This is a genomic window from Paenibacillus sp. alder61 (genome assembly GCF_020179875.1).
Classification (GTDB): domain Bacteria; phylum Bacillota; class Bacilli; order Paenibacillales; family Paenibacillaceae; genus Fontibacillus; species Fontibacillus faecis.
Genome location: NZ_JAIUDG010000007.1, coordinates 1 through 14,136 on the forward strand (window position 1 = coordinate 1; position 14,136 = coordinate 14,136).

At 56.3% G+C, this 14,136-nt stretch carries 12 protein-coding genes; 4 read left to right on the plus strand and 8 right to left on the minus strand.

Annotation, left to right across the window (positions count from 1 at the left end; all coding sequences use genetic code 11):
• The first annotated feature begins 653 nt into the window (after nucleotides 1–653).
• Both LBW89_RS08660 and LBW89_RS08665 read left to right on the plus strand, forming a co-directional pair.
• Entirely contained in the window at nucleotides 654–1,265 is a 612-nt protein-coding gene (locus LBW89_RS08660) for a TetR/AcrR family transcriptional regulator (protein ID WP_148453618.1), read from the plus strand.
• 12 nt (nucleotides 1,266–1,277) lie between these two features.
• Nucleotides 1,278–1,658 (plus strand): DUF5367 family protein, encoded by a 381-nt coding sequence (locus tag LBW89_RS08665; protein WP_148453620.1) that lies wholly within the window; start codon nucleotides 1,278–1,280, stop codon nucleotides 1,656–1,658.
• On the opposite strand, the gene LBW89_RS08670 is transcribed toward LBW89_RS08665, so the two are convergent.
• From LBW89_RS08670 to LBW89_RS08690, 5 genes are all read right to left on the minus strand, one after another.
• Nucleotides 1,655–2,167, minus strand: a complete 513-nt coding sequence (locus tag LBW89_RS08670) for an EVE domain-containing protein (RefSeq protein ID WP_148453622.1) — start codon at nucleotides 2,165–2,167, stop codon at nucleotides 1,655–1,657. The two genes, LBW89_RS08665 and LBW89_RS08670, sit on opposite strands and share 4 nt — an antisense overlap.
• On the minus strand, nucleotides 2,160–2,714 hold the full coding sequence (locus tag LBW89_RS08675) for a DinB family protein (protein WP_148453624.1): 555 nt from the start codon (nucleotides 2,712–2,714) through the stop codon (nucleotides 2,160–2,162). The genes LBW89_RS08670 and LBW89_RS08675 overlap by 8 nt, the downstream gene beginning before the upstream one ends.
• A gap of 64 nt (nucleotides 2,715–2,778) precedes the next feature.
• Nucleotides 2,779–3,726, minus strand: a complete 948-nt coding sequence (locus LBW89_RS08680; RefSeq protein ID WP_148453626.1) for a helix-turn-helix transcriptional regulator — start codon at nucleotides 3,724–3,726, stop codon at nucleotides 2,779–2,781.
• Nucleotides 3,727–3,794: 68 nt separating this feature from the next.
• On the minus strand, nucleotides 3,795–5,309 hold the full coding sequence (locus tag LBW89_RS08685; RefSeq protein ID WP_225038974.1) for an alpha/beta hydrolase family protein: 1,515 nt from the start codon (nucleotides 5,307–5,309) through the stop codon (nucleotides 3,795–3,797).
• A gap of 86 nt (nucleotides 5,310–5,395) precedes the next feature.
• The gene (locus LBW89_RS08690) at nucleotides 5,396–6,337 is read right to left on the minus strand and encodes an alpha/beta fold hydrolase (protein WP_225038975.1); all 942 of its coding nucleotides are present in this window, start codon (nucleotides 6,335–6,337) and stop codon (nucleotides 5,396–5,398) included.
• A gap of 184 nt (nucleotides 6,338–6,521) precedes the next feature.
• Between LBW89_RS08690 and LBW89_RS08695 the strand changes: the two genes are divergently transcribed.
• Complete coding sequence (locus LBW89_RS08695) at nucleotides 6,522–7,271, plus strand: glycosyltransferase (protein ID WP_225038976.1); 750 nt, start codon at nucleotides 6,522–6,524, stop codon at nucleotides 7,269–7,271.
• Nucleotides 7,268–8,017 carry a glycosyltransferase family 2 protein gene (locus LBW89_RS08700; protein WP_225038977.1) on the plus strand — a complete coding sequence of 250 codons (750 nt, stop codon included), beginning with the start codon at nucleotides 7,268–7,270 and terminating at the stop codon, nucleotides 8,015–8,017. Before LBW89_RS08695 ends, LBW89_RS08700 begins: the two co-directional genes overlap by 4 nt.
• A gap of 382 nt (nucleotides 8,018–8,399) precedes the next feature.
• Here LBW89_RS08700 and LBW89_RS08705 read toward each other — a convergent pair whose 3' ends face one another.
• Genes LBW89_RS08705 through LBW89_RS08715 form a run of 3 tightly spaced genes read right to left on the minus strand, consistent with a single transcriptional unit; the run spans nucleotide 8,400 to nucleotide 13,108 of the window.
• On the minus strand, nucleotides 8,400–10,784 hold the full coding sequence (locus LBW89_RS08705) for a GH36-type glycosyl hydrolase domain-containing protein (RefSeq protein WP_225038978.1): 2,385 nt from the start codon (nucleotides 10,782–10,784) through the stop codon (nucleotides 8,400–8,402).
• A 2-nt stretch (nucleotides 10,785–10,786) separates the two neighbouring features.
• A complete protein-coding gene (locus LBW89_RS08710) occupies nucleotides 10,787–12,037 on the minus strand; it encodes an MFS transporter (protein ID WP_225038979.1) in 1,251 nt (416 codons plus the stop codon).
• A gap of 18 nt (nucleotides 12,038–12,055) precedes the next feature.
• Nucleotides 12,056–13,108 carry an ROK family protein gene (locus tag LBW89_RS08715; protein ID WP_412066995.1) on the minus strand — a complete coding sequence of 351 codons (1,053 nt, stop codon included), beginning with the start codon at nucleotides 13,106–13,108 and terminating at the stop codon, nucleotides 12,056–12,058.
• Nucleotides 13,109–14,136: the final 1,028 nt, after the last annotated feature.

Below are 14,136 nucleotides of genomic sequence, written 5' to 3' on the forward strand. Positions count from 1 at the left end.
GCTTGCGATAGACCGGTTGAACCGTTCTCTTCGAACGACTGTAAAGACTATCTGATTTTTTAAAATTGACGATTTTGTTTTTGGTGTCATCTTGCCTATGGCGACAATTTAATTATGAAATTAACTTTATTTGCATCTTTTGGAGTTGGAGGCACACCAGGGCACCTTGATCGCAGTGGGCATAATACGGATTCGGATGTCTCATGGGGGTATGGGCAGCGGTGGAGAGCATTCTTTTCACATTCTTCACCGGCAGCTCATTGAATTAAAAGGAATTCCTCCCGTTAATTTGGTGCATATGCTCCTGGAGAGGCGAATTAGCTGGAGAACCTCCCGCTAATTCGCCCGAAATTTTGTATATTGGCAATAAGGCCGCGAAATAGATGGAGTTCTTCCAGCTAAATCCGATAGAATCGCCAAGATCGGTACATTAACGGGAAATTTTCCCGTTAATGATGTAAACTCCGATATATCTACAATTGTGGATGTCGGTGACGTATCTCCGAAACCATTTCACATCCTTCCCCAACACCAATTCTATAGTTCACCCTATATAGCGATAACGTATCTTTATGTTCCCGGAAAATTGTGCTAAACTTATAATCAAAGAGTTAGTTATCTGTATAACTTAAAAAAAAGGAGGCATTCGAACCTTGGCCAGACCCAATATGGTCACAAAACAGGACCTTATTCTTTCCGCCGAACGGGTCATTCAGGAAAAAGGGCTGGATAAACTCACTTTCAAAGCGGTCGCCGAAGGGGCTCATGTCACTCAAGGGACGGTGTATTATCACTTTAAAACGAAAGAACAGCTGCTGTTCGAGGTCGTTCAATCCCTTTGCGACCGCTCTTGGGAGAACACCAAGCAGCTGCAGTTAAAGCAGGAGCACCCCAAAGAATCGGTGGACCGGCTTTTGGAGGAGGCGCTTCAACGCTGCACGCCCGATTCCATGTACCACACTTTATTCTACTCTCTTGTTGTCCATAGCCTGCAAAACCCGCCGATGCGGGAGCGCTTGGGTGAACTTCTTCAAGCCGAGAACGCCCATGTCGCCGCATTGCTGGAGCTGCTTCTGCCGGCATCCGGCCTCCCGGGCAAATCCCTGGAGTACAGGGCGGTCATGATCAATGCGCTGATCGACGGTTTGGCGCTCCAAGCCTTGGTCGATCCGCAGTTTCCGGCTCGGGAGGTATATGGCGAGCTGTCTCAAGTTCTCCTCGCCATATTCCCCGAAGCTTCCGATAAAAACAAAACGAACGAGTAGGAGGTAGGCTTAATGCGCTTCTATCCTTTTTGCGGGTTTCTGCTGTGGCTGGCCGCCACGCTCCTGTTCCGGTACTGGGGAGGCGAACTCATTCAGCCCGGTACGATCCTGATTTGGTTGTCTTTTGGCCTCATTGTACCCGGCATTCCTTGGCTTATGCTGGCTCTTTTCCGGTTCCGGGGCACGGCTCCCCAGGACCGGCCCAAGGCCGCCCTGCTGGTCGCCGTACCGGGAATGCTGCTCGATTTGCTGACGCTCTCGTTCCACCGTTTCGTGTTTCCCGGCATCTCCGACGCGAATTTCCATCTCTTTTTTGTCTGGCTGATGTGGGCCTACGCCCTGATCCTGCTAGCCGGATTGTATTACTCCCGGCGGACGGCCAAACCGGTTTAGGTTAGCTGCCCCCAGTCAGAACGATATCTTTCCTCCGCCGCGGCATATCCCGGTTCGGCGATGACTTCATCCTCCAGCATCAAGCTTGCAATCGCCCGAAAGTCCGCGGCTTCAATTTCGAGATGACCGAAACGGAGCGCATACCCCCAACGCGGGTTTCCGGCCGTAAAACTTAACCGGTGCAGCAGCCCCGAAATCGGCACCTCCCGGCAAGGATAATAATGAATATCACGCCGGAAGGGAACGAACGAATCCGACATCGGATATTCGTATACCCGGTCGCCAACCACTCGCCCTATGGCGGTGAACGCCTGCAGCTTCTCCCCCTTCCCCAACTCCGTCCGCGGCGAGTAATAAATCAGCCAGTCGCCGGGACGCATGCGGCGCAGCGGGGCGGCCTTGCCGTGACAGAGCTGGGCGAAGCCGCCTTCAACGCCTATTTTGACGTGAGCGGCGGAAACAACTCCGATCCAGTAGCGGCAGTTCTCTTCCGGCTCGATCCTAAGCATGGAAGGCCATCTCCTGCTTTAAGCGGTCCAACTGCCGTAGATGGTGCCGGTAATGCATAGGGACAAGGAGAAACCACTCCTCGGCGTTCAAGACGCCAAACCGGGGATGCGCGATTCCCAGCCGCAAGGATGCGTTCGCGAGCGTCGGCTCCAATTCCTCCATGCGGGCGACCACCCGCTTCAGGCCCTGAATCAAAGCCTCCTTGCTCTCCGGCTCCGCCGGGGTATACTGCGGGGACGGCGGCACTTGGATGCGGATCGGCGGGAACTCGCCTTGTGCGTACACCGCGTTTCCCGCTTCCGTTTTGCCGGCGGGTGCCAGGGCGGGGTCCGAAGAATCCTGCAGACATTTTGCGGCATTGGCCAATTGCATATAGAGCGCCGATTGAATCAAATGCTGATACATCTGCCCGATTGACCACCCGCCATCCCCCGGCTTTTGATGCAATTGCTCCATCGTCAAACCGTCCAGTTCACGAATATAATCGTCGACCAAGGCTTCAAAACGCGGCAGGATTTCTTTTGTGGGTTTTCTATTCAAGTTCATGGGGAAAGCAGCTCCTTTTATTGAGATAGTCCCACTATACAAAAACGCTACTGACAGCAGTATGTCAGTAGCGTTTAAACAGATTTTCGGCCTCCTCGCGCATCCGCTTCCGCAGGGATTCCGGTTCCAGCACGACGATATCGGCTCCAAAGCCAAGCAGCCAATGCAGCATTTCTTCGGGTTGGCGGACCCGGAAGGTCACGTAAAGACCCTCCGGCCGTTCCTCTTCCGCTTCCCAGTAAAAATTCCGGAACTCCCTCACCCTGTCGGCCGCCTCGGGATTCACCCGGATTTCGATCCGTAAATTCCGGTCGTCGGGCGGAGCGTAGACCTGCAGATTAAAATCGGAAGGCTTCTGAAAAAAGTCCGGCAGCACGGTTAGCCCGCTCATCCGGGAAACCCGGAAATGGCGGATTTCCCGCCGCAGCTCACAGTAAGCGACCAACGTCCAGGCCCCTTGGACAAAAACAAGACCATACGGCAAGACCGTCCGCACACTTTGCCGTTCTCCGTCGGGGCCCGGGATTTTTTTCGAGTAGCCGAATCGAACCTTTCGTTCCTCCAAAACGGCCCCGCGCAGCACCTCCACATAGGCCTTTTCGGGATGAATCCCCGCATGCGCCCTGAGCTGCAGCAGCTTGATCGTATTGCCGACCCGGGCCGCTTCGTTTCGCACCCGTTCCGGCAAAATCGCCTCGATCTTCCGGCGCGACATCTCCGCCTTCGTCCCGTATTCGGCGTCAAAGATCCGCTGGACCAAATCCGTTCCGAGCAGCAGCGTCACAGCTTCTTCCGCCGTAAAACTGACCGGAGGGAGAAAATAGCCCTCCATCAAGGAATATCCCCGACCCGGAGCCCCGACCAGCGGCACCCCCGCTTCGCTCAGGGCCTGAATGTCCCGGTAGATCGTCCGCACGCTGGTCTCGAAAATAGCCGCCAGGTCCTCGGCGCGCGTAACCTCTCTTCTCTGCAGCTCCATCAGAATCGCGAGCATCCGGTCCGTTTTATTCATGGCCGCCCCTCCCATCATCAATAAACTAGTAAGTTCATTATAGCGGAAGCCGGGTAACCGGGCCGTCCCTATTTTTTGAAATCGACCACCTCAAGCGAGTACATCTCGGTGTTTGTCTTCTGGAGAAGCGCGCTCTCTCGCCCATTCAAATGCTGCTCAAAGAAAGCGAGCGCCAGCTCATTCACCGTGTCATGGAGCTCCCGGGTATTCCCGCTGCCCAGAAGTGGAGAATAGAGGGCCGCATCGGAAAAATCAAAATGTTCGGCTTTGGGGAAAAGCACGTTATAACCGCCGTTTTGCAGCAGCAAACGATGCCGTTCCGCCTGCTCGCGGGCCATGACGGCGTACTCCTCCGCAGAGGGAATCGCAAAGGTCTGTTTGCCGCCCCATTCGGCTTCCGTCAGGCCCATGTTCTCAAACCGGTCCGTCAGCCCGGTAAACATATACATAAAGGGCCGGTCCAGGCCGTCGTGCAGTTTTTTTCCGTAAAGAAAACCGTCCATGTTGATCCCCGCCCGGATTCTCGGGTCTGCATCCATCGTCTGGGCCGCCACGGTGCCGCCAAAGGAATGCCCCATCATGCCGAGCCGGGAAAAATCCATTCGGTTGGCAAAAGAGGGGGCCCCGTCCGGCCCGCCGACTTCATCGGCACCCTGATTCAGCCGTTCCAACCGGTCTATGGCGAACCGCACATCCTTTACCAATATGCCTTGGATCAGCTTTTCGGATTGAGTCCAATCCGCCGCGGCCCCGGCATCGAACATTCCTCCGGCAACCCGGCCGTCGGAAAGACGCGTCGGAAACAGCGTAAAATAAGGATGTTGAACGCCGGCTACGATGTACCCCCGGCTGGCCAACTCCTCCGCAAAGGCGGCGTACATAAAATTCGATCCCCCGTACCCCGGCGCAAACACCACGACCGGGTAGACCTCTTCCCTCGGAGAGAGGGGCGCGTCCGGGAAGGCTTGGGCCTTCGCGTTCCGGTTGGATTGGGCGATAATGTTCAACAGAAAAGGCGCCTCCTTCGGCTGGCCCCCGGGAACGGATAAGAAACCATAGTCGGCTTTGGCCGCGCCCTGCGAAACTTGAGCCGGATACCAAAGCCGGACCTGGATCTCCCGATGATCGTCCCTTTCCGCGGTATACGTCTCCTCCCGGGAAGCATCTATCCATTGGAACGAGGTAGTACCGACCGCGTAAAGTCCTCCTAGGGGATCCAATGAAATGGCGGGCAGCAAGGAAGCGCCGACGTAAATGCTTAACCCGGCATACCCCAGGCCCGCGATCCCCAGCACCGTCCGCAGCCCGGCGCGTTCCCGCTTTTTTTGCGGCTCGGGCTCCCCGCTGCGGTAAACTCCAAAACTTAGGCCGCAAACGAGGACCAGCAGCAAAACATAAAGCGGCGCCCATTTCCATTTCAGACCGTCCACTCCCCCATGGACGATGAGAAGCCCCAGCATAACCGATACGCCGATGATCCCGGCCGACACCCGCTTTCCCTTCCCCCGCATTCGCGCGAATCTCCAAAGAACCCCAATTCCTCCGACACTCGCCGCAAATAATCCCCACTCCGCCCAAGTCATGAACCGCTTCCTCCTCCATATTCCTCGAATACAAGAAGCTTAGCAGTCAAACTTGAACAAATCATGAACAATCCCCCGTTCCAATACTACCGGGAGATGGACAGCAACTGTTCTACCGCCTCCATCACAGCGCCCGGATGGTGATGGGGAATCATATGCGCCGCTTCCGAGAGCTCGACCAATCGGGCATGGGGCAAATCCCGATATAGTCTGTAGCTGTGATCCCGGGTCGAAAACGGATCTCTTCCGCCCACGACAAGCACGGCCGGAGTTGAGATCCGGGCGTAGTTCCCGCTCATTTGTTCCGCTGCGGGGGCAAACGCCAATACGTCCTCCCGATTGGCCAAAAACTGCGAAGGCCGCAGCCAGAGAGCGAGCGTTTCCTCGCGGTACCCCGCGGGAACCGGTTCGGGAGCAAATGTGGACGCGATCACCCGGTTGGCCAGCACCCGGCCTACGGTGGCCAGCAGCAGGTACATCACCAGCTTGCCCGCCACCGGCAAAGTAACCGCGGCGGAAATCGGGTCGCCCTTTTCGGCCGGATAGCCTTCCTTATACATGCCTCCGCCCAGAATTACCAGCCCTCCGGTATCCTCAGGATACATATAGGCATAAGCAAGCACCAGCAGACCGCTCCAAGAATGGCCGACCAATACGGGCTTTCCGATTCCGAGGGCTTTCAACGCCTGATGGATCAGGGCCGCTTGATCGGCAGGGGTTATCCGTTTTTTCTTGCCCCTCTCGCTGTAGCCGTACCCCGGGCGGTCGAAGGCCAATGCCCGGTACCCTTTGGCCGCCGCCCGCGTCAGGACCCGGTCGAAATCGTTAGCCCGGAGCACGCCGCCGTGCAGAAAAACGACCGGTTGGCCTCCTTCTTCCCCACGCTCCAAGTAGTGAAGCTTCACACCGTTCACACTGACAAACTTCCCCCCGGGAGGAAAAAGGCGCTCCGCCCGATGGACCCGAAGCCGGGTGAACACCGAGAGAGCAAGCAGAAACACGGGGACCAACCAAAGCAGCTCATACATCGAAATCCCTCCTATACAAAATACCAGCTAGTGCACTTATAAAATACTATAAAGTATGTGTATATAACAATAGTATTCGCCTCATTTCCACAATCGTCTGTGGGGATGCCGTTCCTCTCGCATGTCCCTCACATATGGTAACAAGACAAGAGATTCGACGATCATAGAGAAAGGGTGCGATGCTATGGGAACCGGTAAAACCAGCACCACGAAATCCGCGAAAACCCAAGGGGTTTCTGTAATTACCTGCACCAATCGGCGGAGCTACATGAATAACCTGATCAAAAACTATCTGCGGCAGTCCTATCCTTCCAAAGAGCTGATCATCATCATCAATAAAAATAACATCCCGCTTGCGCCCTATGAGAAATTGGCCCGCAAGCACCGGAATATATCCGTGTTCCGCTTGCCGGAGCACTCTACGCTCGGCGCCTGTCTGAACTTTGCCGTCAAAAAGGCCAAATTCCGCTATATCGCCAAGTTCGACGATGACGATTACTACGCCCCCTTTTATCTGACGGAAAGCCTGCAGGCTTTGCACAGAACCAAGGCGGATGTCATCGGCAAGCGGGCCCACTACATGTATTTGCGCGGTTCCCGAACGCTCCTGCTGCGCTTTCCGCAGGACGAGAACCGCCCCGTAACCCGGCTTCCCGGAGCTACGCTGCTTATCAAAAAGGACGTTTTGAACAAGGTGCCTTTTCCCGATCGGAGTGTCGGCGAGGACGACCTTTTTTGCCTGCGCAGCAAAAAACGCGGCTTCAAAGTCTACTCGGCCGGGAGATACAATTTCGTCGCGATCCGCCGGAAGAACTCGGCCAACCATACCTGGATCATCAGCGATAAAGAACTGCTCGCCCATCATCGAAAAATTCCGCACGTCCGCGATTACAAGAAATATGTACAAAAGCCGCCGAAGGGGAGACGGCCGTGAATAAAGCGAAATTACCCCTGACCTACCGCCGGAACGCCGTATCGATCATCACCTGCACCAAACGCCCGGAGTGCCTGAAGAACCTTTTTGCAAACTATGCCCGGCAAAAATACGCCAAAAAGGAGCTTATCGTCATCTTAAACAACGACAAGCTCCGAATCGACCGTTATATAGAGGCCGCGAAGGCCCACAAAAACGTGAGGGTCTACCGCAAACCGGAGCGCCTTCCGCTCGGCGTCTGCTTGAATTATGGCGTCAGCCTTGCCGGCTATGGCCTGATCGCCAAATTTGACGACGACGATTATTACGCGCCCGGATATTTGGCCGACAGCGTCCGTACCATGATAAACACCAAGGCCGATATCGTGGGCAAAAGAGCGCATTACATGTACCTGAGCGGAAAAAGGCGGCTGCTTCTGCGTTACCCGAACAAGGCCAATCAGCAGGTTCCCCTTGTCCAGGGCGCGACCCTTCTCGTCAAGCGAAGCGTGTTCGGCCGGGTGGCCTTTCCCCGCTTAAACCGGGGAGAATGCGTCCAATTTTGCGCGGACAGCCTTGCCAAAGGCTTTCGGATCTTCGCGGGGAGCCCCGCGTATTTTCTGGCCGTTCGCCGGGATCGCTCCAAGGGACACACCTGGAAGGTGAGCGACGAAGCGCTGATGAGCCGAAATGCCAAGGTGCTTAAAGAGAGCCGGCTTCTTCCGGACGCGCTGCGCGCGGTGTCGGCACGCCCCCGGCATCCGTAAGTCCCCAATCCCGGCAAGCTACTCCAACCAACTAATCTTATCTCAGCCGAGCAAATCCCCTCTTGGAGACGAATTCGGCTACTCCGAACTTGTATTTGCGCCAAGGGAGCGGGCGGGTCAAGGCCCATCGTGCGGCCGAGGAGGGACATTAACGGGAATTTTTCCCGTTAATGTTGAGCGTTTCTCCTCCATCGGCCCATTTAGCGGGATTTCCTCCCGCTATTTCCGTCCGAAGAGTGCGATTGGGCCTCTGCCCCTCAAATTAACGGGAGGAAATCCCGCTAATCGCTGCCCGCGAGCCGACTGCCCCGGATTAACGGGAGATTTTCCCTTTAAATACCCAAGCCCCTGCCCTCATAGATCCGCTCCGACTCAAAATGGTCTATCCTTCCGCCGGCAGCTTGACGGTCACCCGGACTTCCGTTCCCGGCTGCAATCCCCGCAGGATGCCGTCTTCCACTTTCATGCCCTCGCTGTAAACTTCCGGTTCCCGTACCCCGGCTTCCCGCTTCATTTCGATGCGCAGGCGGGCTCCCCGGAATTCGCGCGTGACCTTCGCCTCGCTCCATTCGGCGGGCAGCTGCGGGCGGATCCGAATGCCGTCCGCCGTCCCCTGCAAGCCGAACAGGCCGTCGATCAGGCAGCGGTACACCCAAGGCACCGTGCCGGTATTGAACAGATGGCTGGACCGCCCCGCCGTCCGAGGAAATTGCCGGTAAGCGCCCCGGTAGTAGTTCGGGATGAAGATCGGCAGCTGTCCGCGCTGAATCACGTCCTGCGGATCCGGCCCGGGCAGCATCTTCCGCAGCAGCCGGTAGGCGTTGTCCTTCTCGCCCACGCTATAGAGCGCGTAGATATAAAAAGCGACGGCATGGTTGTAGACCGCGCCGTTCTCTGCGGAGCCCGGGTGCTTCTGCGTCACCCGGCCCACATCTTCGCGCATGGCCGTATAGGAGGGCGCCAGCTTTTCCACGCCGTACGGCGTCTCCAGCTGCTCCCGCACAGCCCGCAGCAGCTTCTCGCGCTTATCCGCGTCCGCGGCGCCGCTCAGCAGCGACCAGCCCTGCGGATTGATGAAAATCCGCCCCTCTTGGTCCGTGCGGATGCCGAACACCACATTGTCATCGGTAATGCCCCGGGCGTACCACTCGCCGTCCCACAGATATCGATTGACGGTCTCGTTGGTCGCTTCGGCCGCGGTCCGGTATTCCCCGGCCTGGTCCGCCCGTCCGCTGCGCTCGCAAATGTCGGCCCATACCTTAAAAGCGTACGCCGTGGCGATGGTCAACCAACCCGAAACGCCCTTGCCTTTGTACCCGACCATATTCATCGGGTCGCACCAGTCGCCCTGGTTGATATAGTTCAGCCCCCGTTCATCGCGGTCGTTCATCAGCCAGCACATCGCCCGGTCGACATGCCGGTGAACCGGCTCGGCCTCCCCGCCGTCCGCATAAGGCACCACTTCATCGAGGATCGAGGCATCGCCCGTTTCATCCAGGTAAGTGCTCAGGCAAATCGGCAGCCAGACGCAGTGATCCGTGTGGGGAACCTGGTTAATATATTTGAGTTCGGCGTCCGCGTGCAAAATAATCCCGTCAGGCATCGCACCGCTCGCTTTTTGCTGACTCATGGCCGTCAAAAAAGCCTCCCGCGCCATTTTCGGTTTAATATAGCTCATGCCCATATGATCCTGAAGGTAGTTCCGGGTTTGCGGGTCGGTCGTTAACCGGTTCGTCTGCCCGTGATAGTAGATTTGCCGCGGGAGCCAGTGGTTCACGAAGTTGTCCAGATCGGGATCCGGCGTGCTGATTTCGATGCAGCCCCGCCCTTCCCGGATGTACTGGTCATACTCCCACTCGGCCGCAATAAAGCCGTCCGCGCCGCATTCGTCCGCATTCAGGAAATAACCGCCGCGGATGCGGGCGATTTCCTCCTCGTCCTTCGCGGGGCCGAACATAAACCGGTAGGCCTCCTCCTCCCCGGCCGCGAGCTCGAGCCGGTATTGCAGCACGGCGGCCGGGGTTTCGTACCGCGCGTCTCCCTTGGACAGTTCCTCTTCCAGGATCATCGACGGCATGACGATACCGCCTTCCCCCTCGAAGGCCTCCTGATTCACTTCCCAGGAGACGGGCGCCCGATCCGCAAGCAGGAAGGTTTTATCCCGGAAGTTTTTGATTTTATCGTAATCCTGATACTTCTGATAGGGCGTGACGGAGGAGCAGACGATGGCCTGCAAATCCTCCCGGTATTCCCCCGACCGGTTCATCCAGGACATATAACCGACGGTAAAGTAAGGATAAACGCTCAGCTTGCGCCGCCGACCCGACAGGTTGTTTACTTTGAGACGCCATAGCTCAATCGGCTCTTCTTTCGGCAGACTCAGGCTCATTTCAATCTCCACGTCCTTACAGACCACCGTCCACTTGATCCGGCTCTTTCCCACGGCAAAGACATACCGGTCCGCCGGGCACCGTACGGGCTCATAAGGCGCGGAAAACACTTCCCCGGTCTCCTCATCCTTCACGTAAACAAAACGGCCCGGATGATGCGCGTAATACGGCTGTTCGGGCTGCATGAACGTCTTCGCTTCCAGATTCGGCGCGTGGGAATATTTCGCCGGCTCCGGCTGCATGAACTGGGCCACCGCATAACCGCGGCAGTTCATATGAATCATCATGTTCTCATTCCACAGAAACCCCGAAGCCTTCGGAAGCAGCGTAGGGCTTAAAAGTTCATAGTATTCCTGGTCCTCTGTCGCTCTGAACATCGTCATACCTCTTTTCCATGTAATGTGGATGCGGGAGGCCCCTTTAGTTCATTACGTTTCTTCAAAAAGGCGTTCAGCCGTTCCGAAAACAACAGCATCGCCAGCGCGGAAAGCGCGACATAAAACGGAAACATGCCCATCGTCGTCCGGGAAGCCACGAAACCGAGCAGCGGCGGCATAAACGTACTGCCCGTGTAAGCCACGGCCATTTGATAGCCCATGATGGTTTGGGCGTGTTTTTTCCCGAACCGTACCGGGGTTTCGTGCAGCATGCAGGGGTAAATCGGCGCGAGCCCCAGGCCGATAATCAGAAAGCCCGCCAGGGAAGCGCCCGCCGGCAGAGGCAGAACGAGCAGCACGGCTCCCGCCAAGGCAATCGCCTGGCCTCCCCGGATCAAGGTCCGGTTGCTCACCTTGAACGTGATGAAGCCGGTAATAAACCGGCCGATCGTGATGCCCGCGTAGTAAATGGACACCCACTGGGCGGCGAGGGAAGCGGACAATCCCTTTTCGTTGACCAAATAGCTGCTCCCCCACAACCCTACCGTCGCTTCAACGCCGCAATAGAACAAGAAGGACACCAGCGCCAGCTTGACACCGCCGATGCGGAGAGGCCTCGCGGCCTTTCCGTCCCCGTCCGCCTCCAGCGGCGCGCTTTCCGCCTCCTCCGGCTGTTCAGCCGAGGGCCCTCCGCCGCTCCGGGCCACGCGGTCCCACAGGGGCAGCGTTAAAAGCAGGATGACGACCAACGCAAACTGAATGAGGGATACCGTCAAATAACCGTCTCTCCAGGTCGAGGTTCCGCCGGAGATGTACCCCGCCATAATGATCGGCCCCAGCGTGGCGCCAACGCCCCAAAAGCAGTGGAGCCAGCTCATATGGTGCGCCTTGTAGTGGGCCGCCACATAATTGTTGAGCCCGGCGTCCACGGAACCCGCGCCGAGACCCAACGGAATCGTGCAGAGAATCACCCAGAACAGCGACGGGGCGAGCGAGAATCCGAGCAAAGCCCCGGCCGTCATGATGCAACTGACCAGCGTCACCTGTCCGGTGCCGAACCGCTTCAGCACCGCCCCGCTCGCCAGACTGGACACGATCGTCCCCGCCGCGACAATCATGAACAGCATTCCCGCCGTATCCAACGGGGCGCCGAAATCCGGCCGCATGACCGGCCAGGCGGCCCCCAACAAAGAGTCCGGCAGCCCCAGGCTGATAAATGCCAAATAAATAATAATCAAGAAAAACGTAGCCATAGTTATTCTCCTATACTCCTATCCTAAGGATTCATCGATGCCCACCGTCGAAATCATCAAGCTCAGCCCCAAATGCTGCAGTCCGTTCAAATAGTCCCGCTTCCATTCACTCATTACCAGGCTGGGGAGATGTTCTTCGGGAATATAGCCTGCGCTGCGGGCCTCGATTTTTGTAAGCAGGGCCTCGTCGACCTCGTTATCGCAAAACACAACGGCATGCGGATTCACGATCGCCGCGCAGGTGGCGATCAGCCGTCCCACCGCATCCACGCCGGATTCCCCCAGTCTGGAGCGGTCCGGCCCTTTGGCCTGGCGCAGAGCCTGTTCGAAGTTCAGATCCTCGTATTGAGGGATGAAGGAAACTTCGCCGGAAAAAAACGTGCTCCCCCGCACCACTTCTCCATTGATGAGAATCCCCGCGCCGGGGCCGTTTTGGCCGAAGTAAATATAAACGAGCGACACCGGACTCTCCCGGCCGTCCCCGCTAAGTTTGCTGTGATAGCCCAAGGCCGCGGCGTTCATGTCGTTCTCCACCACCGCGGGCAGCGCGAAGCGGGACTCCAGATACGCCTTCAGTTCGAACTGCTGGAGCCGGTCATAGTCCGGCATGTAAATAATCCGGCCGTTGTTGACCGAGCCCGGCACGCCGACCGACATCGAGCGGATTCGCGGATAGGCGTTCAAAATGTCGTCCACCCGCTCCGCAAAGGCGGACATATCTTCCGTCAATGCGCTCGGGAGCCGCCCCTGATCCTTCACTTCGCCTTGGCAGTTATAGACGGTGTAGAACGTATCCTCTTTTTCCAAAATCACCGCCAGGCCCAGCATATACTCGGGATTATAGGCAAACCGTTTGGCCCGCCGCCCGCCGCTGGATTCGTCGATACCGACAAAAAGAAGCTCTCCCTCCTTTTCCATGGCATCCAAAAATTTGCCGATCGTCGGAAAACTGATGCCCAGCTTCCCGCTCAGCTCCTTCTTCGTTGCGCTCCCCATCGTCAAAAGAGAACCGCGGATCGCGCCGAGAATCACCTTTTTCATCTCTTTGGGGGTGGCGGGCATATCCTTCACAACATCCAACCTCCCGTTTTACGACTGTATAAGTTGAGACTTATTAAACTAGTTTAATAAGTCTGGTTCGATCGTATCATAATCCCGTGATCCGGAAAAGACCCTTTCCAAAAAAAGAAACCCGCGTCCTGGTGACGGGGTTTTCTTGTGCAAAAAACATAACTCATTCTAAGTTTGTTCAGTATAATATCCATGGTCTGTGATATATGGAAGGATAAGTAACCGCCTCTCTTTGAAGCTGGGCGGGTGGATAAGGGCTTTTTGAGGCGTTATTTTGTCGAATTCGTCCCTTCTGTGAGAAATAGCGGTCCTTTGGGGCCTTATTTTAAGGAAAGCGGGCCGAAAACCGATTTTTGGACTCGCTCCAGAGAAATAAGGCCCTTTTTAGCCGCTATTTTCCCCGAAAAAGCGAATTTGGGCGAAATAGCAGCCCAAAACGCCGCTATTATAACGGGCGGCAAGTGAGATGGCGGGATCGGCAACACCACGTCAGGTTTAATGCAACACCAGTGCCTGCGGAGCCAACTCGAGGCGAAATACCGGCCCTAAAGGCCGTTATTCGGCGGGCGGCTAGAGAAGCTGCTGGCTCCAAAGGGGGCTCTATTGCACTGTGTAGCCTAGCCATAGCACTTCTCAGCAACAAAAGAAAGTAACTTTGAAATGTTATACTCCCCATACAGTAGGCAGGTGAATTAAAACCCTGTGGCTGTATGGGGAGTTTTTCGTAGTAAGGGAAATATCGTATTTAACCCACGAAGATCAAGGGGCCTGGCGCACTTTCCGACCCTCCAACTCCAAAAAGATGCAAATCTGCAGGTATTTCAGGCCGGTTCCCGCAGGAATTCGAAAAAAGATGCAAATCTACAGGTATTTCCGGCGATTTTTGAGAAACGAGCCGATTTCGTCGAAAATTCCTGCAGAATCGCAGGAATTTTGAAATCTTTGTTCCAAACAGAGAAAAAACATGCACTTATGCAGGAATTCTAAGTTATCCCGGTTTTCTGATGGGGGACTAGGTGCTGCTGAGT